Genomic DNA, 21,441 nt, shown 5'->3' with positions numbered 1-21,441 from the left:
CTTTAGTGGAAGAACCGGATGCGGATCAGGAACTGCAGCGCCAGCAGTCCCAATACAAAACCCATGCCACCGTAGATGATGCTCTGCAGGAGCCGGTTGGTGCGGCGCTGCTCGGCGAGCAGTTCCTGCATCTCGCGCCGGTGATCGTGCGGCTTGTGGTGCAGGTAGTCGTGCAGCAGGCGCGGCAGCTCAGGCAGCATCTTCGCGAAATGCGGCGACTCGGCCTTCACTTCGCGCCAGAGCCGCTGCGGCCCCATCTGGTCGAGCATCCACTTTTCCAGGAACGGCTTGGCTGTGCTCCAGAGGTCCAGTTCCGGGTCGAGCTGGCGGCCCAGGCCTTCGATGTTGAGCAGCGTCTTCTGCAGCAGCACGAGCTGCGGCTGGATCTCCACGTGGAAGCGCCGCGAGGTCTGGAACAGCCGCATCAGCACCATGCCGAGCGAGATCTCCTTGAGCGGGCGGTCGAAGTACGGCTCGCAGACGGCGCGGATGGCCGACTCCAGTTCGTTGATGCGCGTGTCGGCCGGCACCCAGCCGCTCTCCACGTGCAGCTCCGCCACGCGCTTGTAGTCGCGGCGGAAGAAGGCGGTGAAGTTCTGGGCGAGGTATTCCTTGTCGAACTCGGTGAGCGAGCCGACGATGCCGAAATCCAGCGAGATGTAGCGGCCGAACGAACCCGGCTCCAGGCTCACCTGGATGTTGCCCGGGTGCATGTCCGCGTGGAAGAAGCCGTCGCGGAAGACCTGGGTGAAGAAGATGGTGACGCCGTCGCGCGCCAGCTGGCGGATGTCCACCCCGGCCGCGCGCAGCCGCTCGATCTGGCTGATCGGCACGCCCTTCATGCGCTCCATCACCAGCACTTCCGGGTGGCAGAAGTCCCAGAGGATCTCCGGGATGCGCACCAGGCCCAGTCCCTCCATGTTGCGGCGCAGCTGCGCGGCATTGGCGGCCTCGCGGATCAGGTCCAGCTCGTCGTGCAGGTAGTTGTCGAACTCCGCCACCACCTGCCGCGGCTTCAGGCGCTTGCCGTCGGCCGACAGGCTCTCCACCCAGCCGGCCATGGCGCGCATGAGGCCCAGGTCGTTGTCGATCACGGGCAGCATGCCGGGCCGCAGCACCTTCACGGCCACCTCGCGCTCCACGCCGTGGCGGTCGCGCACGATGGCGAAATGCACCTGCGCGATGGATGCGCTCGCCACCGGCACGCGCTCGAACGAGACGAACACCTCGCCCACCGGCCGGCGGAAGGCGCGTTCGATGGTGGCCACGGCCACGTCCGGGTCGAAGGGCGGAACGCGGTCCTGCAGCAGCGCCAGTTCGTTGGCGATGTCCGGCGGCAGCAGGTCGCGCCGCGTGGACAGCACCTGCCCGAACTTCACGAAGATGGGCCCCAGCCGCTCGAGGGCCTCGCGCAGGCGCTGTCCGCGCGGCGCGTCCAGCTTGCGGCCGAAGGAGACGATGCGTGCCAGCAGCCGCAGCCACGGCTTCTGGAAGCTCGTCAGTACCAGCTCATCCAGTCCATAGCGCAGCACCACCCAGACGATGGTGGCGCCGCGGAAAAGGCGGCTCATGGAACGCCGCGATCGGAAGCGGGAGCGGCCGCCTGGGCGGTGCCGCCCGCTGCGGGGCGTCCTCCCATGCGCATGCCGACGAACTGCCTGAGCGCCTGCGCGGCACGCCGGGCGGCCGTGCATATCGCATGCGCCGGCGCGTCGCCGAGCAGGCGCGAAAGATCTTCCTCGAGATCCCAGCGCACGTGGTCCACCAGCCACTGGATCTCGGCCGCCAGCTGCACGTCGCCTTCGATGCGGATGGCGGGCTTGTCGCCGCGCAGGGCGGCCTGGGCGAGCGCCAGCGGCGACATGTCGGTGATCTCCATGCGCAGGTCGGGCACCGCCGCCTCGCCAGCCAGATCGAACAGGCCGGCCGGCGTCACGCGCAGCGACATGGAGTAGATGCGCCACTGCACGCGCGCCACGCTGCCGCTCTGGCGCACGAGCCGCTCCATGGCCTCGGGTTCCTGCATGAGCACGTGGTTGACGAGCAGCACCAGGCGGTGCTGCACCTCATGCACCAGCCATTGCGGGGGCTGGGGGCCGCTGGCCAGGCGCTCGAAGAGCCCGTCCAGGAACGAAAAAGGGGACTGTGGTGCTGCCATAGTCCCCGATTATTCCCCGAACTCGCCCGGATGCCCGAAAGCTTGCCCGTACACGGTCCGTGCCATTGGAGCCCGGCCCGCCGCGCGGCGGACCGGCCCCGCCGGTTTCACTGGAGCGCCTGCACGCCCGCCACCAGCCAGCCGCTGGTGCCGCTCTTGGGCTTGGTCATGTTCCAGACCTCGCGGAACGGGCTCGGGCCGGCAGAGAGCTCCTCGCGGATCATGCCGGAGAACTCGACGCTGGCCATGTAGCCGTCGCCCAGGTCCTCGATGCCCAGCAGCTGCGCCTCCAGCATCACCACGTCCGTGTGGTTGGGCTGGCTGGCACCGCGCAGGGCTTCGCGCTCGCCGAGCTGCGCGCGGATCTCATCGACCATGCTGTCGGTCATCATCGAGCGCAGCGTGGCGATGTCCGAGCGGTCCCAGGCGGCCTGCAGCGTCACGAAGTTGCGCTTGGCGGCGTCCAGGAAGCCCTGCGTGTCGAAGTCGGCGGGAATACCCCAGTTCTGCGAACCGGACAGGCCCGAGCCGATCACCACCCCGCTGCCCGCGCCGCCGGTACGGGACGCGTCGAACGCCATGCCGCTGCGCTCGAAGGGGCGCGCGGAGGCATCGTTGCCCACGTTCTGCGGGCTGTACTGCCGGGGTACGGCCGCATCGGAGGGGGATGCGGACCCGGCCCCCTGGAAGGCGAAGGGCGCGCCGCCCATCGCCGCAGCGGAAGAAGGCCTGCGCGAACGCATGACCATGCCGATCACCGCGAAGGCCACGAGCGCGAGCAGCGCGATCAGCAGGAAATTGCCGAAGGCCTCGCCCAGGCCGAGGGAGTGGGCCAGCCACGCCAGGCCCAGGCCCGCGGCCAGGCCGCCCAGCATCGCGCCCCACGGCTTCTTGGGGGCGGCGGCGGGCGCCGCGTTCGGTGCCGCCGCCGGCTTCGCCGCGGCTGCGTTGGCGGGGCTGTTGCCCACCGCGTTCTGCGTGGGGCCCGCGGGCGTGGCCGGCGGGGTCGCGGCCTCGCGCTGCGTCACGTTGCTCGACTGCTTGCCCACCGACTTGCCGCCGCCCATGCGGCGGGCGTCGGCATCGAGGTGCACCACCGCGAGCATCGCCACCAAAGCCACAGACCAGAATTTCATCATGTCATCTCCACTCGGTTTAGTTATCGAAAGCGTGCGCTTCGTCCAGTTCAGCACTTGATTCCAACATGCAGGGCCACGATACCGCCAGTCATGTTGTGATAGTCCACATGCCCAAAGCCATTTTTCTGCATGAGGGTTTTGAGTTCTTCCTGGCCCGGATGCATGCGGATCGACTCGGCCAGGTAGCGGTAGCTCGCATCGTCGCCGGCCACGAGCTTCCCGAGCCGCGGCAGCACCTTGAAGGAATACCAGTCGTAGGGCTTGCGCAGCGGCTTGGCCACCTGCGAGAACTCCAGCACCAGCAGCCGGCCGCGCGGCTTGAGCACGCGGCACATCTCGGCGATCGCCACGTCCTTGTGGGTCATGTTGCGCAGGCCGAAGGCCACGCTCACCACGTCGAAATGGTTGTCGGGAAACGGCAGCCGCTCGGCGTCGCAGACCAGCGTGGGCAGCACGGTGCCTTCGTCGATGAGGCGGTCGCGCCCCACGCGCAGCATGGATTCGTTGATGTCGGTGTGCACCACCGTGCCGCTCGCGCCCACCTTCTTCGCGAACGCGCGCGCCAGGTCGCCCGTGCCGCCGGCGATGTCCAGCACGCGCTGGCCCTCGCGCAGGTTGGCGACCATGACGGTATAGGCCTTCCACGCGCGGTGAAGGCCGCCCGACATGAGGTCGTTCATGACGTCGTACTTGGAAGCGACGGAATCGAAAACCCCGCGCACGCGGCGCGCCTTGTCGTTCTCGTCCACGGTCTGGAAGCCGAAATGGGTGGTGCTCATGGTGGGATGCTAAGAGTGCGAAGGCCGCGCAGGCAGCGACAACCCCGCAACGGGTTGGGGCATGTGTCGCGCGGCGGGTACGCGTGGATGGAAAGAAAAACCGGCGCTGGCGCTGACGGGCAATTCACCTGGTGCTACCGATACTGGAGCATAGGGTCAATGCGTTCCGCACGCGCTGCCACCGCCGCCGCGCGGGGCCGGCATGGGCGCGTCGCGGTCCAGCCCGGCGTCCGCCAGGCGCTGCAGGTACTGCTGCCAGAGCGATTCCTGCTCCCGCCCGAGCCTGTACAGGTACGGCCAGGTGAAGAGGCCGCTCTGGTGCCCGTCGGAAAACACGGGCCTGATCGCGTAGTGGCCCACGGGCTCGATGGCGGTGATCTGCACATCGCGCTTGCCCGTCTGCAGCACCTCCTGGCCCGGGCCGTGGCCCTGCACTTCCGCCGAGGGCGAATACACCCGCAGCAACTCGAACGGAATGCGGAAGCTCGCCCCGTCGTCGAAGGCGATTTCGAGCACGCGCGACGCGCCGTGCACGGTGAGCGATTGCGGCGCGGCAGCGGCCGCGTGCTGGTCTGCCATGGGAGATCCTCTCGTCCGCCACGCCCGGAGGCGGCGGTAGCAACTCTTACATTGGTGGACGAGAATTGTCCCACCAGCCGCAGCCCGCCCCAGGCCACCATGCCCTCCACCGACGCTTCCGCCATCACGGCCCCCCTCTCCCACCGGGAGGGGCACATGGCCCGCAAGTCGTTCTGGGTGATGACCCAGCGGGTGACCGTGATGGCCGCGGCCGTGGACGCGGCCTTCATTCCCCTTTTCCTGATGCTCGGATCGCCGCTGCTCACCTGGCTGAACCTGGTGAGCATCGGCATGTACGCCGCGGCCTACGCACTGCTGCAGCGGCACCGCAACGGCGCTGCGCTGGCGCTGATCTGGCTCGAGGTGGTGGGCCACTCGGCCATCGGCACCTGGCTGATCGGCTGGAACAGCGGCTTCCACTATTACCTGCTGATGTTCATTCCCGCCATCGTGGTGGGCCGGGGCCGCCGCGCCGCCACGCCCGTGATGCTGTTTGCGCTCTTCGTTTTCTACGTCGGCATGTACGAGTTTTCGCGCCGCCATGGCGCGCAGGCGCCGCTCGATCCGCTGGGACAGTCGATCGCGCATGCGTTCAACGTGGCGGTGGTATTCGCCATGGCGGCCTACACCGTCCGCTACTACTACGGCTCGGTGCTTCGGGCCGAGCGCCGCCTGGAAGAGCAGGCGTGCACCGACCCGCTCACGGGGTTGTCCAACCGGCGGCGCCTCGCCGGCCTGGCGCAGGAGCGCATCGCGCAGGCACGGGCCGCGGGCCAGCCGACCTCGGTGGTGATCGCCGACATCGACCACTTCAAACGCATCAACGACACCCATGGCCACGAAGCCGGTGACCAGGTCCTCGTGCACGTGGCGGAACTCATGGAGCGCAGCAGCCGCGCGCACGACCTGCTGGCGCGCTGGGGCGGCGAGGAATTCCTCCTGGTGATGCCCTCGTGCGGCCTGGGCGACGCGCAGGCCCTGGCCGAGCGCATGCGCGCCATCGTGGCCGGAGATCCGGCCCGCCGCGGCACGCAAGCCATCCCGGCGAGCCTCTCGCTGGGCGTGGCGCAGTTGCGCGGAGGCGAATCGCTGGAGGCCGCGATTGCCCGGGCCGACCAGGCGCTGTATGCCAGCAAGGAAGCAGGCCGCAACCGCGTGACGACGGCGGACTGAACGCGCCGAGAACACGGCCGGCCGGTGCTCCGGCGCGTATGCGCGGATTCAGTCCAGGCCGGCCTGCGCAAGGCGCGCGCGCAGCTGCTGCGCGATGGATTCGCCGCGGGCCTGCACGGCAGCCTCCCGCTCGAGGTCGCGATCGCGCTGGGACGGAGCCCAGACGGGCGCGGGAAAGTGGCTGTCCCAACCGAAGCGGGCGATCACGTGCCAGTGCAGGTGCGGCACCATGTTGCCCAGGGCCGCCAGGTTGATCTTCGTGGGCTGCAGCTGCTCGCGCAGCACCTGCTCCACCACCGCCACGGCGGCCATGCAGAGCGCGCGCTCGGTTTCGGACAGGTCCGAGAACTCCGCGACGTGCGTGTTCCAGATCACGCGATAGAACGCCGGGAAGCCGCGATCGGCCTCCTCGCCGGCATGCACGACGCGCATCTGCCGGCCGCGCCAGACCAGCGTGCCGCCGTCGCCGCCGCACAGGGGACAGGCCGACGCCATCAGACCAGCACCCGCTCGATGCCGCCCGCGTTGGCGCGCCGCACGTATTCGGGCATCCAGTTCTCGCCCAGGATCTCGCGCGCCATCTCGACGACGATGTAGTCGGCCTCCAGCAGACCGTTCTGCAGGTCGTCCTGGTAGCGGTTCAGGCCCTGCAGGCAGCTCGGGCAGCTGGTGAGGATCTTCACGTTGTCCTGGGGCCCCACGGCGCCGCTGGCACGCAGCGCCGCCTCGCCCTTGAGGATCTCCTGCTCCTTGCGGAAACGCACCTGGGTGGAGATGTCGGGCCGCGTCACGCCCAGCGTGCCGGATTCGCCGCAGCAGCGGTCGCTCCTGGTCACCTGCGGGCCGACGAGCGCCTTCACGGTCTTCACCGAGTCCTGCAGCTTCATCGGGTTGTGGCAGGGCTCGTGGTACAGGTAGGCGCCCTTGCCCTGCAGCCGGATGCCCTTTTCCAGCAGGTATTCGTGGATGTCGATGATGCGGCAGCCCGGGAAGATCTTGTCGAACTGGTAGCCCTGCAGCTGGTCGTAGCAGGTGCCGCAGCTCACCACCACCGTCTTGATGTCCAGGTAGTTCAGCGTGTTGGCCACGCGATGGAAGAGCACCCGGTTGTCGGTGATCATCTTCTCCGCCTTGTCGAACTGGCCGCTGCCGCGCTGCGGGTAGCCGCAGCACAGGTAGCCCGGCGGCAGCACCGTCTGCACGCCCGCATGCCAGAGCATGGCCTGCGTGGCCAGGCCCACCTGGCTGAACAGGCGCTCCGATCCGCACCCGGGGAAATAGAACACGGCTTCCGTCTCGGCCGTGGTGGCGGCCGGGTTGCGGATGATGGGCACGTAGTTCTTGTCCTCGATGTCCAGCAGCGCGCGCGCCGTCTTCTTCGGCAGGCCGCCCGGCAGCTTCTTGTTCACGAAGTGGATCACCTGCTCCTTGACCGGCGCCGTGCCCACCGTAGCCGGCGGATGCGCGGTCTGGCGGCGGCCCACGGCGCGCGCCAGATCGACCACCGCGCGCTGCGCCTTGAAGCCCACGTCCACCATCGCCGAGCGCATCAGCTTGATGGTGTCCGGGTTGGTGGCGTTCAGCATGGCCATCGCCAGCTTGTTGCCGGGCCGGAAGCTCTTCTTGCCCATCTTGCGCAGCAGGTTGCGCATGTTCATCGTCACGTCGCCGAAGTCGATCTTGACGGGGCACGGCGTGTAGCACTTGTGGCAGACGGTGCAGTGGTCGGCCACGTCCTCGAACTCCTGCCAGTGCTTGATCGACACGCCACGGCGCGTCTGCTCCTCGTAGAGGAAGGCCTCGACCAGCAGCGAGGTCGCCAGGATCTTGTTGCGCGGGCTGTAGAGCAGGCTGGCGCGCGGCACGTGCGTGGAGCACACGGGCTTGCATTTGCCGCAGCGCAGGCAGTCCTTGACCGAATCGGCGATGGCGCCGATGTCGCTCTGCTGCATGATGAGCGATTCGTGCCCCATCAGGCCGAAGCTCGGCGTGTAGGCATTGGTGAGGTCCGAGAACATCAGCGATTCACGCGCCGAGACGGCTGCGGGCGCCTTCTCTGCGTGCGCGGCAGGCACCTGATGGCGCAGCAGCTTGCCCTTGTTGAAACGGCCCTGCGGGTCCACGCGGCGCTTGTAGTCGGCGAAGGGGCGCAGTTCGTCGTCCGTGAGGAACTCCAGCTTGGTGATGCCGATGCCGTGCTCGCCCGAGATCACGCCGTCCAGGCCACGCGCCAGCACCATGATGCGCTCGACGGCCTCGTGCGCCGTCTGCAGCATGTCGTAATCGTCGCTGTTGACGGGGATGTTGGTGTGCACGTTGCCGTCGCCCGCGTGCATGTGCAGCGCCACCCACACGCGGCCCTTGAGCACGCGCTGGTGGATGGCCTGCGCCTCGTCCATGATCGGCTGGAACGACGCGCCCGGGAAGATCTTGGCGAGCGGCTCGCGCAGCTGCGTCTTCCAGCTCGCGCGCAGCGTGTGGTCCTGCAGTTGCGGGAAGAGCGCTTCCACGCCCTGCAGCCAGCCGCTCCAGAGCGACCGCACTTCGCCGATCAGCGCCACGGCCTGGGCCACGCGGTCTTCCAGCAACTCGGCGGAAGGGATTTCGTGCGCGTCGTCCTGGCGTCCCAGCGGCAGGTCGCCGCGCAGCAGGAACTCCTCCAGCGCGTCGCACAGCTTGAGCTTGTTGCGCAGCGAGAGTTCGATGTTGATGCGCTCGATGCCGTCGGTGTACTCGGCCATGCGAGGCAGCGGAATCACCACGTCTTCGTTGATCTTGAAGGCGTTGGTGTGGCGGCTGATGGCGGCCGTGCGTTTGCGGTCCAGCCAGAACTTCTTGCGCGCCTCGGGGCTGATGGCGATGAACCCCTCGCCCGCGCGCGAATTGGCGATGCGCACGACCTCGCTGGTCACGCGCGCCACCGCGTCGGCGTCGTCGCCCGCGATGTCGCCGAACAGCACCATCTTGGGCAGCCCGCCGCCGTGCTTCTTGCTCTTGGTGGCGTAGCCCACGGCCTTGAGATACCGGTCGTCCAGGTGCTCCAGGCCGGCCAGCAGCACGCCGCTGCGCTTTTGCTCGGCGAACATGAAGTCCTTGATCTCGACGATGCTCGGCACCGCGTCCTTGGCGTTGCCGAAGAACTCCAGGCACACGGTACGCGTGTGCGCCGGCATGCGGTGCACCACCCAGCGCGCGCTGGTGATGAGGCCGTCGCAGCCCTCCTTCTGGATGCCCGGCAGGCCGGAGAGGAACTTGTCCGTCACGTCCTTGCCCAGGCCTTCCTTGCGGAAGGTGCGGCCGGGAATGGCCAGCCGCTCGGTGCGGACCGGGGTCTTTCCGTCGGCCTCGAAATACTGCAGCTCGAAGGTGGCCGTCTCCACGTCGTGGATCTTGCCCATGTTGTGGTCCAGGCGCGTGACCTCCAGCCACTGCGCCTCGGGCGTCACCATGCGCCAGCTGACCAGGTTGTCCAGCGCCGTCCCCCAGAGCACGGCCTTCTTGCCGCCCGCGTTCATGGCGATGTTGCCGCCGATGCACGAGGCCTCTGCGCTGGTCGGATCGACCGCGAAGACGAATCCCGCGCGCTCGGCCGCATCGGCCACGCGCTGCGTGACCACGCCGGCCTCGGTCCAGATGGTGCCCACCTCGCGGTCCATGCCCGGCAGGCGGCGCATTTCCACCTCGGTCATGGCTTCGAGCTTCTCGGTGTTGATGACGGCGCTGCGCCACGTGAGCGGGATCGCGCCTCCGGTGTAGCCGGTGCCGCCCCCGCGCGGAATGATGGTCAGTTCCAGCTCGATGCAGGCCTTGACCAGCGCGGCCATTTCGGCCTCGGTGTCGGGCGTGAGCACCACGAACGGGTATTCGACGCGCCAGTCGGTGGCGTCGGTCACGTGCGACACGCGCGAGAGGCCGTCGAACTTGATGTTGTCGCGGGCCGTGTGGCGGCCCAGGCGCTTTTGCACCTGCCGGCGCAATTGCGCCGCCTCCACGAAAGTGGCGTCGAATTCCGCGATGGCGCGGCGCGCCGCCTCCACCAACTGCCCCACCAGGCGGTCACGCTCCTCGTCCTCACCCGGCGTGCGGCGCTTGCCGATCTCGGCCAGGCGGTGCTGCAGGGCGTCCACCAGCGCCTTGCGGCGGTCGGGGTTGTCCAGCAGGTCGTCCTGCAGGTAGGGATTGCGCTGCACGACCCAGATGTCGCCCAGCACCTCGTACAGCATGCGGGCGGAGCGCCCGGTGCGCCGCTCGCGGCGCAACTGGTCCAGCACGTCCCAGGAGGCGGAGCCCAGCAGCCGGATGACGATTTCCCGGTCGGAAAACGAGGTGTAGTTGTACGGAATCTCGCGCAGGCGAGTGGGCTCGGCGGCCTGTGGCATCAGGGCTGCCAACTCAGTGGGTGCATTCATCGGGGGGATCACCTGGGGAGCGTGGACGCTCCCAACCTTGGGAGGGGCCGCGATTTTAAGCCAGCCGCCCCTGCCGTGCTCGGGCGGCGGCGGCGCTGCCGGGCACGCAGCCGCGCGCACGGCCGCCGCCGCCCCGCGCTCAGAACAGCACGCGGCTGCGGATGGTGCCCGGGACGCTCGCGAGCTTGTCCTGCGCCAGCTCGGACGACTGCGCGTCGATGTCGATCACCACGTAGCCCACCTTCTCGTTGGTCTGCAGGTACTGGGCGGCGATGTTGATCTGGTTGTCGGCGAACACCTGGTTGATGGCCGACAGCACACCCGGCACGTTCCGGTGGATGTGCAGGATGCGGTGCTTGCCCGGGTGCGCGGGCAGCGCCACCTCGGGAAAGTTCACCGACGAGGTGGACGTGCCGTTGTCGCTGTACTTCACCAGCTTCTCCGCCACCTCCAGCCCGATGTTGGCCTGCGCCTCCATGGTGGAGCCGCCGATGTGGGGCGTGAGGATGACGTTGTCCAGGCCGCGCAGGGGCGAGGTGAACTCGTCCTTGTTGCTGCGCGGCTCGACCGGAAACACGTCGATGGCCGCGCCGAGCAGCTTCCTGGCGCGGATCGCCTCGGCCAGCGCCTCGATGCGCACCACCGTGCCGCGCGCCGCATTGATCAGGATCGCGCCCGGCTTCATGGCCGCGATCTCTTCGGGCCCGATCATCCACTGCGTGGAGGGCAGCTCGGGCACGTGCAGGGTCACGATATCGCTCTGCGCGAGCAGGGCCTGCAGCGACGGCGCCTGGCGGGCGTTGCCCAGCGGCAGCTTGCTGACCACGTCGTGGAAGACGACATGCATGCCCAGCGCCTCGGCCAGCACCGACAGCTGCGTGCCGATGGAGCCGTAGCCGACGATGCCCAGCGTCTTGCCGCGGATCTCGTAGGCGTTCTCGGCGCTCTTGAGCCAGCCGCCGCGGTGCGCCACGGCGTTCTTCTCGGGCACGCCGCGCAGCAGCAGGATGGCCTCGGCCAGCACCAGCTCGGCCACCGAGCGGGTGTTGGAATACGGCGCGTTGAACACCGCGATGCCGCGCTCGCGCGCCGCCTCCAGGTCGATCTGGTTCGTGCCGATGCAGAAGGCCCCCACGGCCACGAGCTTGTGTGCGTGCGCGAACACCTCGGCCGTGAGCTGGGTGCGCGAACGGATGCCCAGGAAATGCGCGTCGGCGATCTTGCGGTGCAGTTCCTCGCCTTCCAGCGCCCCCGGCAATGCCTCGATCTGGGTATAGCCCGCGCCGCGCAGCACGTCGAGCGCGGAAGGGTGCACACCCTCCAGCAGAAGGAACTTGATCTTGCTCTTGTCCAGCGATGTCTTGGTCATGGAACTACGGGGAAGGAGAAGTAAGGAAGGGAAGGGAGCAGGCCAACGCCTTGCAGGCGGCCGACCATTGTGCAATGGGAAGAAACCCTGTACCTGCGGGGCTTTTCGATCCACACCGTGGAATCCCGGTCACGCAGGCGACGGTCGAGCCCGGAAAACCGTCACAAAACAGACACAATTTCGCCACGCAGAGCCCTTCATCCAGGGAAGTTCCTGATCCGTGGAAAACCCTGTCTATGCGACAACGACATACCGATGACATGTAGCGCGCATACCATGCGCCGCTTTCATCGCTACTTTGAGGAGTTTCCATGCAGCCCAAGCACCTGGCCCTGGCAGCCGCCATCGCCGCATCCGCTTGCATTTCGGCCCACGCGCAGACCGAGATCCAGTGGTGGCACTCGATGACGGCCGTGAACGGCGAATGGGTGAACGACCTGGCCCGCCAGTTCAACGAGAGCCAGAAGGACTACAAGGTCGTGCCCACCTACAAGGGCACCTATGACGAATCGATGACGGCCTCGATCGCCGCCTTCCGCGCCGGCAACGCGCCGCACATCCTGCAGGTATTCGAAGTGGGCACCGCCACCATGATGGCCAGCAAGGGCGCGATCGTGCCCGTGGGCAAGGTGATGCAGGATGCCGGCGCGCCGTTCGACCCCAAGGCCTACATCCCCGCCGTGGCCGGCTACTACACGGCCCCCAACGGTCAGATGCTGAGCTTCCCGTTCAACAGCTCCACCACCATCTTCTACTTCAACAAGGACGCCTTCAAGGCCGCCGGCCTGCCCACCGACAAGGCGCCGGCCACCTGGCCCGAAGTGGTCAATGCCGCCGCCAAGCTCAAGGCCTCCGGCCACAAGTGCCCGTTCACCACGGCGTGGCAGAACTGGACGCAGGTGGAAAGCTTCTCGGCCTGGCACAACGTGGAGTTCGCGAGCAAGGCCAACGGCCTGCAGGGCCTGGACGCACGCCTGAAGGTCGATTCGCCGCTGCACGTTCGCCACATCGAGAACCTCGCCAACATGGCCAAGCAGGGCCTGTTCGTGTACAAGGGCCGCGGCAACGTGCCCGAGGCGAGCTTCGTCTCCGGCGAGTGCGCGATGATCAACACGTCGTCGGGCTTCTACGGCAACGTGGCCAAGAACGCCAAGTTCGCCTACGGCCTCGCCCCCCTGCCCTACTACCCGGACGTTCCCGGCGCCCCGCAGAACACCGTCATCGGCGGCGCAAGCCTCTGGGTGATGGCCGGCAAGAAGCCCGCCGAGTACAAGGGCGTGGCCGAATTCTTCAAGTTCATCTCGACGCCTGAAGTGCAGTCGGCCAGCCACAAGCGCACCGGCTACCTGCCCGTGACGACCGCCGCCTACGAGCTGACCGAGAAGTCGGGCTTCTACAAGGAGCACCCCGGCACCGACGTCGCCGTGACGCAGATGATCCGCAAGGTGACCGACAAGAGCCGCGGCATCCGCCTGGGCAACTATGTGCAGATCCGCGCCATCGAGGACGAAGAGCTCGAACAGGTCTGGTCCGGCAAGAAGACCGCCAAGGAGGCACTCGACGCCATCGTGAAGCGCGGCAACGAACAGCTGGAGCGCTTCCAGAAGGCCAACAAGGGCTGATCCGCCACGCGGGCCGGCCCGGCCGCCCCATCCGGCCCTCCCCGCCGAGCGGGGAGGGTTTTTTCGTCATCTCCCCCCTGCGGCACGCACCTGAGGGCGCATGCCCAGGGCCCCGCGCATCCCCATGGAAAAACGCGTCCGATTCCAATCCGCCTGGCTGCCCTGGCTGCTCATAGCCCCGCAGATGGCCATCATCCTCGTCTTCTTCTTCTGGCCGGCCAGCCAGGCGCTCGTGCAGTCGATGCAGATGCAGGATGCCTTCGGCACCTCCACCGAGTGGGTGGGGCTCGAGAACTTCCAGCGCCTGTTCGACGACCCCGGCTACATCGAATCGTTCAAGACGACGGCGCTGTTCTCGGTGCTCGTGGCCGGCTCAGGGATAGTGCTGTCGCTGCTGCTGGCGGTGTTCGCCGACCGCATCGTGCGCGGCGCGATGTTCTACAAGACCATGCTGATCCTGCCCTACGCCGTGGCGCCTGCCGTGGCCGCCGTGCTGTGGGTGTTCATGTTCTCGCCGTCGCTCGGCGTGGTGTCGTATGCGCTGGGCAAGCTCGGAATCGACTGGAACCACCTGCTGAACTCCGGCCAGGCCATGGCGCTGATCGTGATGGCCTCGGTCTGGAAACAGATCTCCTACAACTTCCTCTTCTTCCTGGCCGGCCTGCAGTCCATCCCCAGATCGCTGATCGAGGCCGCCGCCATCGACGGCGCCGGCCCTTGGCGACGGTTCTGGAGCGTGCAGTTCCCGCTGCTCTCGCCCACGACCTTCTTCCTGCTGGTCATCAACGTGGTCTATGCGTTCTTCGACACCTTCGCCATCGTCGATGCCGCCACGCAGGGCGGCCCCGGCAAGGACACGGCCATCCTGGTCTACAAGGTGTACTACGACGGCTTCAAGGCCATGGACCTGGGCGGCTCGGCCGCGCAGTCGGTGGTGCTGATGCTCATCGTGGTGGCGCTCACCGTCGTGCAGTTCCGCTACGTCGAGAAGAAGGTCCAATACTGAGATGGTAGAACGCAGCCTCACGCGCGGCATGCTCGCGCACTTCATCATGGTCCTGGGGGTCGCCATCGTGGCGTTCCCGCTCTACCTCGCCTTCGTGGCGTCCACCCACACCGCCCAGGAGATCGTGCAGGCGCCCATGCCGCTGCTGCCGGGGGGCCACTTCTGGGAAACCTACTCCGCCGCGCTCTTCGGACGCGACCAGGGCGCGGGCTCCACCGCCCCCGTGGCGCGCATGATGTGGGTGAGCCTGGTGTCGGCGCTGGTCATCACGTTCGGCAAGATCGCCATCTCGCTGATGTCGGCCTTCGCCATCGTGTACTTCCGCTTCCCGTTCAAGGGCCTGTGCTTCTGGCTGATCTTCGTCACGCTGATGCTGCCGGTGGAAGTGCGCATCGGACCGACCTACCAGGTGGTGTCCGACCTCGGCATGCTCAACAGCTACGCGGGCCTCACGGTGCCGCTGATCGCGTCGGCCACCGCCACGTTCCTGTTCCGGCAGTTCTTCCTGACGGTGCCGGACGAACTGGTCGAGGCCGCGCGCATCGACGGCGCCGGGCCCATGCGCTTCTTCAAGGACGTGCTGGTGCCCCTGTCGCGCACCTCCATCGCCGCCCTCTTCGTGATCCAGTTCATCTACGGATGGAACCAGTACCTCTGGCCACTGCTGGCGACCACGAGCGAGGACATGTACCCCGTGGTGATCGGCATCAAGCGCATGATCGCGGGCGGCGACGGCCAGAACGAATGGAACATCGTCATGGCCACCGCCATCCTGGCCATGCTGCCGCCCGCCGTGGTGGTGATCCTCATGCAGAAATGGTTCGTGAAGGGCCTGGTGGATACCGAGAAGTAGTCCGCCCCCGTCCCCCCGGCCCCATTCCACCCACGCATCCAGCTACGCACCCAATCGCAAAATGGCATCTCTTTCCCTGCGCAACGTCGTCAAGCGCTACGGCCACGGCCCCAAGGCCAACCAGGTCATCCACGGAGTGAACGCCGAAATCGCCGATGGCGAATTCATCGTCATCGTCGGCCCGTCCGGCTGCGGCAAGTCCACCCTGCTGCGCATGGTGGCCGGCCTGGAGGAAATCTCCGGCGGCGAGATCGCCATCGGCAACCGCGTGGTCAACGACCTGGAGCCCGCCCAGCGCGACATCGCCATGGTGTTCCAGAACTACGCGCTCTATCCGCACATGACGAACTTCGAGAACATGGCCTACGGCCTGAAGATCGCCAAGGTGCCCAAGGACGAAATCAAGGCGCGCGTGGACAAGGCCGCGAAGATCCTGGAACTCGGCCACCTGCTCGAGCGCAAGCCGCGCGAACTCTCCGGCGGCCAGCGCCAGCGCGTCGCCATGGGCCGCGCCATCGTGCGCCAGCCCCAGGTGTTCCTGTTCGACGAGCCGCTCTCCAACCTCGATGCCAAGCTGCGCGCGCAGACCCGCCTGGAGATCCAGAAGCTGCACCGCGAACTGGGCATCACCAGCCTCTTCGTCACGCACGACCAGGTCGAGGCCATGACGCTGGCCCAGCGCATGATCGTGATGAACGGCGGCGTGATGGAACAGTTCGGCACGCCCGAGGAGGTCTATCACACGCCCGCATCGACCTTCGTCGCGAGCTTCATCGGCTCGCCGCCCATGAACCTGCTGAAAAACGCCCCGGGCGGGCGGCAGGGCGCGATCCTCGGCATCCGGCCCGAGCACATCGACATCGCCGGAGCGGGCTGGGAACTGCGCGTGGAGACGGTCGAGCTGCTGGGCGCCGAGCGCCTCGTCTATGGCCGCCTGCAGTCGGGCGGCGGGGACGAGCCGGTCATCGTGCGCATCGAGGAAGGCACCCACCATCCCCAGCCCGGCGACATGATCCACGTGGAGCCCCGCATGGACCGGCTGCACTGGTTCGACGCCGCCTCCGGAAAGCGGCTCTGAGCGGCCCGGCACCGCCCGCATGGCAGACAAGGCCCCGCTGCACGCCACCATCCCGGTGCTGGCGTCCCTCGACCTCGAAGAAAGCGCCGCCTTCTATTCCGGACGGCTGGGCTTCTCGGTCGCATTGCGCGCCCAGGACTACCTCATCGCCGCGCGCGACGGCTGCGAACTGCACTTCTGGCTCTGCCGCGAGCGCCACATCGCCGAGAACACCTCCTGCTACGTGCGCGGCGACGTGCGCGCGCTGCATGCCGAATTCGCGCAGCGGGGGCTGGACCTGCCGCCGCCCGTGGAGCGCCCCTGGGGCATGCGCGAACTCTACGTGCACGATCCCCACGGCAACCTGCTCAAGTTCGGCGAAGAGATCCGCTCTTCCTGAGCGCCACGGTCGCTGCCGTCGGTCCTATAGTTCATCGCCATGACTGCCACCCCATCCACCACGCCCCCCGCCGCCTGGCCCTACCCCCGATGGATCGCCCACCGCGGCGCGGGCCGGCTGGCCCCCGAGAACACCCTGGCGGCCTTCCGGCTCGGCGCGCGCCACGGCTACCGCATGTTCGAATGCGATGCCAAGCTCAGCAGCGACGGCGTCGTCTTCCTGCTGCACGACGCCACCCTGGACCGCACCACCAACGGCCAGGGCACCGCCGGCGAGCGCCCCTGGGGCGAACTCGCGCAGCTCGACGCGGGCAGCTGGCATTCCCGCGGCAGCGCGGGCGAGCCCCTGCCGACCCTGGAGCATCTGGCGCGCTACTGCCTGGGCAACGGCTACCTGCTGAACATCGAGATCAAGCCCACGCCGGGCACCGAGGAAGAAACCGGCCGCGCCGTCGCGGCGCTGGCGGCCCGGCTCTGGCACCAGGCCGACATCCCTCCGCTGCTCACCTCCTTCAAGGTGGCGGCGCTCACGGGCGCGCGCGACGCCGCGCCCCTGCTGCCGCGCGGGCTGCTGCTCGGCACCCTGGAGCCCGGCTGGCTGGACACCGCCCGCCAGCTCGGCTGCGCGGCGGTGGTCTGCAACCACGCGCTCTGGACGGCGGAGCACGTCGCCGCCGTGAAGGCCTGCGGCCTGCGCACGCTCAGCTACACGGTGAACGACGAATGGGCCGCGCAGCGGCTCATCGACCTGGGCACCGACGGGATCATCACCGACCGGGTGGACCTCTTCAGTCCGGCGCGGTGATACCCTCGCGGGTCCAGCCATGGACGCGACCATTCACTCCCTTTCCCTGCTTCGTTTCCTGCGGCGCCTTCCGCGCACGGCGCTGGCGATGATCCTCCTGGCGGCCTGCCTGCTGGCGTGGCCGCCCGGCATGGTGCAAGCAGCACCACAGGTACCCGCCTCGGCCCCGGCCTCCGCCAGCAGCGCGGCGGCATCGCGGGCCGCTGCGGCGGCGGCCGCGGGGAACATCGTCGATCCCGACACGCCGCTGCCCTCCGTGGACGAGCTGCGCAAGCGCCTCGAGGCCATCCCCCGCAAGCTCGGAGACCAGGACGACGGCCGCAAGCTCGTGAACGAGGCCTACGCCGTCGGCGCCACGGCCGAGCAGGTGGTGGCCCGCCGCACGGCCGACCTTGCGGACCTGGACAGCCGCCTCGCCGGACTCGGCCCCGCCCCCGAAAAAGGCGCGCCCGCCGACTCGCCCGACGTCGTCCAGCAGCGCAGCGCCCTCGCCAAGCAGCGCGCCACCGTCGATGCGGACCTCAAGCTCGCGCGCCTGATCGCCGTCGATGCGGAACAGCTCGGCGCCGACCTGCTGCGCCAGCGGCGCCAGCAGTTCCAGGCCGAACTCACCGCACGCGCCGATTCGCCCCTGGGCGCCGCCTTCTGGCGCAACCTGCGCGCCGCATGGCCCACGGACACCGAGCGCCTGTCCGTCCTGGCCATCGAGGCCCGGCAGGCCGCGCAGCGCGCCCTCGAACCCGAACGGCGCCGGACCTTCCTCGTCAGCCTGCTGGGCGCACTGCTGCTCCTGGTGGTCGGCAACTGGGCCGGCGAGCGCCTGCTCGTGCGCATCGCGCCGGCCAAACTGCCCGCGGGCCGGCTGCGGCGCTCCCTGCTGGCCTCGGCCTCCGTGCTGGCGAACGTGATCTTCACCGGCACCGCCGCGCAATGGCTGCTGAGCGGGCTCGACGCGGGCGACAACCTCGGCGAGCGGCTCGACGGGCTCGGGCACACCGCCGTGGGCCTCGCGGTCTTCGCGGCCTTCGTGATCGGCCTGGGGCACGCCCTGCTCTCGCGCAAGCGCAGCTCCTGGCGCCTGCCCTCGCTGCCCGACGACCTTGCCCGGCGGTTGAGCCCCTACCCCTGGTGGATCGCGATCATCGCGGCGCTCGGCGGCATGGTGACGGAGATCAACGCCGCCGTGGGCGCCAGCCTCGCCGCGGAAATCACCGCCCAGGCCTGCTTCGCGCTGCTGGTGGCCGCGGTCGTCGCCGCGTCGGTGCGGCAGCTCAACGCGCCGCTGCCCGTGCCGGCGCAGGAGCCGGCCGCCGGCGAAGACTCCGCGCCCGCTCCGGCCGCCCCGCCGGCGCGCCCTCTCTGGGTCGGCCTGCTGGTCGCCTGCGCGGGCATCGCCTCCCTCGCGGTGCTGCTGCTGGTCGCCTTCGGCTACATCGCGCTGGCCGGGGCGCTGGCGCGGCAGATGGTCTGGAGCGGTGTCGCCTTCGCCACCGCGTACCTGCTCTACCAACTGGTGGACGACCTCTGCGACGCCATGCTCTCCTCGCGCAGCGGCTTCGGGCGGCGCCTGCACACGGGCATGGGCATCGACCCGGGCCTGCTCGACCAGGCGGCGGTCGTGTTGTCCGGCGCCCTGCGCGTCGTGCTGTTCTTCTACCTGGTCATCGCCCTGCTGGCCCCCTTCGGCACCGGCCCGGACGAGCTGTTCCGCCGTGGCAGCGCGATGGACCAGGGCCTGAACCTCGGCAACTTCGCGCTGGCCCCGCAGGCCCTGCTGACGGCCCTGGGCGTCGTCGTGGCGGGCTTCATCGGCATCCGCGTGATCAAGCGCTGGCTCAGCGACCGGTATTTTCCCAGCACCACGCTGGAGCCGGGCATGCGCAGCTCCATCACCACCCTGCTGGGCTACTTCGGCGGCGTGATGGTGATCGCAGCCGCGCTGGCGGCGCTGGGCATCAGCGTGGAGCGCATCGCCTGGGTCGCGAGCGCGCTGTCGGTGGGCATCGGCTTCGGGCTGCAGGCCATCGTGCAGAACTTCATCTCGGGCCTGATCCTGCTGGCAGAACGGCCCGTGAAGGTGGGAGACTGGGTCAAGCTCGGCGACACCGAAGGCGACATCCGCCGCATCAACGTGCGCGCCACCGAGATCCAGCTGGGCGACCACTCCACCGTGATCGTGCCCAACTCGGAGTTCATCACCAAGACCGTGCGCAACATGACCTGGGGCGGCTCGCAGGGCCGCGTGCTGCTGCGCCTGCCGGCCCCGCTGGACACCGACGCCCAGCGCATGCGCGCCCTGATCCTGGATGCCTTCAAGGCGCACGAAAGCATCCTGGAGAGCCCCGGGCCCAGCGTCACCCTGGAAGACATCGTGAGCGGCACCCTCACCTTCCTGGCCATTGGCTACGTGAGCAACCCGCGCAACGCCGGCGGCGTGAAAAGCGACCTGCTGTTCTCCGTCCTCGAATCGCTGCGCGCCGCAGGCCTGGCGCTCTCGCCCCCGGCCACCACCGCCGTGGCGCCGCTGTCCGCCACAGCCGCCCTCCCGCCCAGGGAGCCGGCCGGCACGCCGACGCCGGGCACGGCGTAAGCCACCGCCGCACGCCCGCCGGCGGCTCCGGTTCAACCCAGTTCAGTCCAGCTTGGCGCCGGACTGCTGCACCGCCACGGCCCAGCGCGGCATCTCCGCCGCGAGGAAGCTGGCGAACGCATCGGCGCCCAGGAAGGCCGGATCGGCGCCCTGCGCCACCATGCGGTTTTTCACGTCGGGCGACTGCATGACCTGGCCGAACGCATCGCTGAGCTTCGCCACCACATCCTTGGGCGTGCCGGCCGGTGCCAGAAAGCCGTAGAAACCCACCACCTCGAAGTTCTTCAGCCCGCTCTCGATCGCCGTCGGCACATCGGGCAGCGCCGGGTTGCGCTCGCGGCTGGTGACGGCCAGCGCGCGCACCTTGCCCTGCTTGTGGTACGCCGCCGCCTGCGGAATGCTCTCGGCCATGAACTGCACCTGCCCACCCATCAGGTCGGTGAAGGCCGGCGCGCTGCCGCGGTACGGGATGTGCACCATGAACAGCCCCGTGGCCGTCTTGAACATTTCCGGCACCAGGTGGCTGATGCCCCCGTTGCCCGCCGAGCCGAAATTGACCTGCCCCGGCCGCGCCTTCGCGTACGCGATGAACTCCTGCAGGTTCTGCGCCGGCAGCTTCGGATTGACCAGCAGCGCCAGCGGCTGCATCGCCGTGCGCGCGATGGGCGTGAAATCCCTGAGCGTGGAGTAAGGCAGCTTGCCGTAGAGCGCCGGGTTGATGACCATCACGCCCGTGTTGGCCAGCATCAGCGTATGGCCGTCGGGCGGCGCCTTCATCACATCCTGCGCGCCCACCGTGCCGCCGGCCCCGGCCTTGTAGTCCACCACCACCGGCTGGCCCAGTACCGCCTGCAGCTTGTCGGTCAGCAGCCGCGCATGCTGGTCCAGCGGGCCTCCGGCCGGGAAGCCGACCACTACGCGGATGGGTTTGGAGGGGAAAGCGGGCTGGGCCGGCACAGCCACGGACGTGCAGGCCAGGGCGACAGCGGTGAGCCAAGTGCGCAAGCGCATGGGGGATCTCCGAATGTGGGTGTTGTGGAGACGGGAGCTTAGGGGGGAGCGACGGGGGACGGCACGGGGCAATACCCGCGGGGCCGCCTGGAGAAGGCACTGGGGCGAGGTTCCATGGGCCACGGCCAATCACTTGCCGAACCCATGATGGCAATCGAGATGACGTCCTAGCTGTGATGTCTCAATAGGTTGTTCATCCAGGCCCGACCTGGGAAGCTGTGGTTACCAGGCCCCAGCAACTCAGGACAGGACACCGGATGAACAGTCATAAGCATGCGCGATTGACCCGCGCAGGTCGAGCCCTTCTGGTCGACAGAGTGCTCCAGCAGAACTGGACGATGCGCCAAGCCAGCGAAGCCGCAGGCGTGAGCCTGCGCACCGGCTACAAGTGGATGGCCCGCTTTCGCAACGAAGGCCCCGATGGCTTGCTCGACCGCAGCTCCCGCCCGCACCGCAGCCCCCAGGCCTGCCCACCCGAGCAGGTCCAGCTGT

General features: G+C 68.5%; 18 protein-coding genes. 9 read left to right on the top strand and 9 right to left on the bottom strand.

The window, feature by feature from the left end:
* Nucleotides 1-2 precede the first annotated feature (2 nt).
* The 5 genes from ubiB to BLR99_RS07345 all read right to left on the bottom strand — a co-directional run bounded on the left by ubiB (nt 3) and on the right by BLR99_RS07345 (nt 4,655).
* Complete coding sequence (gene ubiB, locus BLR99_RS07365; RefSeq protein WP_074686984.1) at nt 3-1,571, bottom strand: ubiquinone biosynthesis regulatory protein kinase UbiB; 1,569 nt, start codon at nt 1,569-1,571, stop codon at nt 3-5.
* Nucleotides 1,568-2,158, bottom strand: coding sequence for a hypothetical protein (locus tag BLR99_RS07360; protein WP_074686982.1), 591 nt, complete (start codon nt 2,156-2,158; stop codon nt 1,568-1,570). Before BLR99_RS07360 ends, ubiB begins: the two co-directional genes overlap by 4 nt.
* A 107-nt stretch (nt 2,159-2,265) precedes the next feature.
* Nucleotides 2,266-3,297 (bottom strand): Tim44 domain-containing protein, encoded by a 1,032-nt coding sequence (locus BLR99_RS07355; RefSeq protein WP_011796689.1) that lies wholly within the window; start codon nt 3,295-3,297, stop codon nt 2,266-2,268.
* Nucleotides 3,298-3,344: 47 nt separating this feature from the next.
* A complete protein-coding gene (gene ubiE, locus BLR99_RS07350; protein ID WP_011796690.1) occupies nt 3,345-4,076 on the bottom strand; it encodes a bifunctional demethylmenaquinone methyltransferase/2-methoxy-6-polyprenyl-1,4-benzoquinol methylase UbiE in 732 nt (243 codons plus the stop codon).
* Between the two features lie 156 nt (nt 4,077-4,232).
* Nucleotides 4,233-4,655: a gamma-butyrobetaine hydroxylase family protein gene (locus BLR99_RS07345; RefSeq protein ID WP_074686980.1), complete on the bottom strand. Its 423-nt coding sequence runs from the start codon at nt 4,653-4,655 to the stop codon at nt 4,233-4,235.
* A 99-nt stretch (nt 4,656-4,754) separates the two neighbouring features.
* Between BLR99_RS07345 and BLR99_RS07340 the strand changes: the two genes are divergently transcribed.
* On the top strand, nt 4,755-5,828 hold the full coding sequence (locus tag BLR99_RS07340) for a GGDEF domain-containing protein (RefSeq protein ID WP_074686978.1): 1,074 nt from the start codon (nt 4,755-4,757) through the stop codon (nt 5,826-5,828).
* 48 nt (nt 5,829-5,876) lie between these two features.
* Here BLR99_RS07340 and BLR99_RS07335 read toward each other — a convergent pair whose 3' ends face one another.
* The 3 genes from BLR99_RS07335 to serA form a co-directional block, all read right to left on the bottom strand.
* The gene (locus tag BLR99_RS07335; RefSeq protein ID WP_011796693.1) at nt 5,877-6,323 is read right to left on the bottom strand and encodes an HIT family protein; all 447 of its coding nucleotides are present in this window, start codon (nt 6,321-6,323) and stop codon (nt 5,877-5,879) included.
* On the bottom strand, nt 6,323-10,237 hold the full coding sequence (locus tag BLR99_RS07330) for a DUF3683 domain-containing protein (RefSeq protein WP_074686976.1): 3,915 nt from the start codon (nt 10,235-10,237) through the stop codon (nt 6,323-6,325). Before BLR99_RS07330 ends, BLR99_RS07335 begins: the two co-directional genes overlap by 1 nt.
* Nucleotides 10,238-10,376: 139 nt before the next feature.
* A complete protein-coding gene (serA, locus tag BLR99_RS07325) occupies nt 10,377-11,606 on the bottom strand; it encodes a phosphoglycerate dehydrogenase (protein WP_074686974.1) in 1,230 nt (409 codons plus the stop codon).
* A gap of 311 nt (nt 11,607-11,917) precedes the next feature.
* Here serA and ugpB point away from each other — a divergent pair, with 311 nt between their 5' ends.
* The 7 genes from ugpB (at nt 11,918) to BLR99_RS07290 (ending at nt 19,938) form a co-directional block, all read left to right on the top strand.
* On the top strand, nt 11,918-13,228 hold the full coding sequence (ugpB, locus tag BLR99_RS07320) for a sn-glycerol-3-phosphate ABC transporter substrate-binding protein UgpB (protein WP_011796696.1): 1,311 nt from the start codon (nt 11,918-11,920) through the stop codon (nt 13,226-13,228).
* 124 nt (nt 13,229-13,352) lie between these two features.
* A complete protein-coding gene (ugpA, locus tag BLR99_RS07315; protein ID WP_017438555.1) occupies nt 13,353-14,234 on the top strand; it encodes a sn-glycerol-3-phosphate ABC transporter permease UgpA in 882 nt (293 codons plus the stop codon).
* Nucleotide 14,235: 1 nt separating this feature from the next.
* Nucleotides 14,236-15,087 carry a sn-glycerol-3-phosphate ABC transporter permease UgpE gene (gene ugpE, locus BLR99_RS07310; RefSeq protein WP_011796698.1) on the top strand — a complete coding sequence of 284 codons (852 nt, stop codon included), beginning with the start codon at nt 14,236-14,238 and terminating at the stop codon, nt 15,085-15,087.
* A 61-nt stretch (nt 15,088-15,148) separates the two neighbouring features.
* Nucleotides 15,149-16,165: a sn-glycerol-3-phosphate import ATP-binding protein UgpC gene (locus tag BLR99_RS07305; protein WP_011796699.1), complete on the top strand. Its 1,017-nt coding sequence runs from the start codon at nt 15,149-15,151 to the stop codon at nt 16,163-16,165.
* Between the two features lie 19 nt (nt 16,166-16,184).
* A complete protein-coding gene (locus BLR99_RS07300) occupies nt 16,185-16,544 on the top strand; it encodes a bleomycin resistance protein (protein ID WP_074686972.1) in 360 nt (119 codons plus the stop codon).
* Nucleotides 16,545-16,583: 39 nt separating this feature from the next.
* Nucleotides 16,584-17,348, top strand: a complete 765-nt coding sequence (ugpQ, locus tag BLR99_RS07295) for a glycerophosphodiester phosphodiesterase (RefSeq protein ID WP_074686970.1) — start codon at nt 16,584-16,586, stop codon at nt 17,346-17,348.
* Between the two features lie 19 nt (nt 17,349-17,367).
* The gene (locus BLR99_RS07290; protein WP_074686968.1) at nt 17,368-19,938 is read left to right on the top strand and encodes a DUF3772 domain-containing protein; all 2,571 of its coding nucleotides are present in this window, start codon (nt 17,368-17,370) and stop codon (nt 19,936-19,938) included.
* Between the two features lie 42 nt (nt 19,939-19,980).
* Here the strand turns inward: BLR99_RS07290 and BLR99_RS07285 are convergent, their stop codons facing one another.
* Entirely contained in the window at nt 19,981-20,949 is a 969-nt protein-coding gene (locus BLR99_RS07285) for a Bug family tripartite tricarboxylate transporter substrate binding protein (RefSeq protein ID WP_074686966.1), read from the bottom strand.
* A 257-nt stretch (nt 20,950-21,206) separates the two neighbouring features.
* Here BLR99_RS07285 and BLR99_RS07280 point away from each other — a divergent pair.
* Nucleotides 21,207-21,441 (top strand): leucine zipper domain-containing protein (locus BLR99_RS07280; RefSeq protein ID WP_139160146.1); only part of this gene is annotated, 235 nt, incomplete at its 3' end.

Origin of the sequence: Paracidovorax citrulli (genome assembly GCF_900100305.1) — a bacterium.
GTDB classification, from domain to species: domain Bacteria; phylum Pseudomonadota; class Gammaproteobacteria; order Burkholderiales; family Burkholderiaceae_C; genus Paracidovorax; species Paracidovorax citrulli.
Note: the sequence above shows the minus strand (reverse complement) of the source record. Positions and strands in the feature narration are given on the sequence as shown.

Excerpts from the sequence above, each read along its gene's own strand:
- ubiB (WP_074686984.1), bottom strand. The coding sequence starts at position 1,571 with ATGAGCCGCCTTTTCCGCGGCGCCACCATCGTCTGGGTGGTGCTGCGC.
- BLR99_RS07360 (WP_074686982.1), bottom strand. The coding sequence starts at position 2,158 with ATGGCAGCACCACAGTCCCCTTTTTCGTTCCTGGACGGGCTCTTCGAG.
- BLR99_RS07355 (WP_011796689.1), bottom strand. The coding sequence starts at position 3,297 with ATGATGAAATTCTGGTCTGTGGCTTTGGTGGCGATGCTCGCGGTGGTG.
- ubiE (WP_011796690.1), bottom strand. The coding sequence starts at position 4,076 with ATGAGCACCACCCATTTCGGCTTCCAGACCGTGGACGAGAACGACAAG.
- BLR99_RS07345 (WP_074686980.1), bottom strand. The coding sequence starts at position 4,655 with ATGGCAGACCAGCACGCGGCCGCTGCCGCGCCGCAATCGCTCACCGTG.
- BLR99_RS07340 (WP_074686978.1), top strand. The coding sequence starts at position 4,755 with ATGCCCTCCACCGACGCTTCCGCCATCACGGCCCCCCTCTCCCACCGG.
- BLR99_RS07335 (WP_011796693.1), bottom strand. The coding sequence starts at position 6,323 with ATGGCGTCGGCCTGTCCCCTGTGCGGCGGCGACGGCGGCACGCTGGTC.
- BLR99_RS07330 (WP_074686976.1), bottom strand. The coding sequence starts at position 10,237 with ATGAATGCACCCACTGAGTTGGCAGCCCTGATGCCACAGGCCGCCGAG.
- serA (WP_074686974.1), bottom strand. The coding sequence starts at position 11,606 with ATGACCAAGACATCGCTGGACAAGAGCAAGATCAAGTTCCTTCTGCTG.
- ugpB (WP_011796696.1), top strand. The coding sequence starts at position 11,918 with ATGCAGCCCAAGCACCTGGCCCTGGCAGCCGCCATCGCCGCATCCGCT.
- ugpA (WP_017438555.1), top strand. The coding sequence starts at position 13,353 with ATGGAAAAACGCGTCCGATTCCAATCCGCCTGGCTGCCCTGGCTGCTC.
- ugpE (WP_011796698.1), top strand. The coding sequence starts at position 14,236 with ATGGTAGAACGCAGCCTCACGCGCGGCATGCTCGCGCACTTCATCATG.
- BLR99_RS07305 (WP_011796699.1), top strand. The coding sequence starts at position 15,149 with ATGGCATCTCTTTCCCTGCGCAACGTCGTCAAGCGCTACGGCCACGGC.
- BLR99_RS07300 (WP_074686972.1), top strand. The coding sequence starts at position 16,185 with ATGGCAGACAAGGCCCCGCTGCACGCCACCATCCCGGTGCTGGCGTCC.
- ugpQ (WP_074686970.1), top strand. The coding sequence starts at position 16,584 with ATGACTGCCACCCCATCCACCACGCCCCCCGCCGCCTGGCCCTACCCC.
- BLR99_RS07290 (WP_074686968.1), top strand. The coding sequence starts at position 17,368 with ATGGACGCGACCATTCACTCCCTTTCCCTGCTTCGTTTCCTGCGGCGC.
- BLR99_RS07285 (WP_074686966.1), bottom strand. The coding sequence starts at position 20,949 with ATGCGCTTGCGCACTTGGCTCACCGCTGTCGCCCTGGCCTGCACGTCC.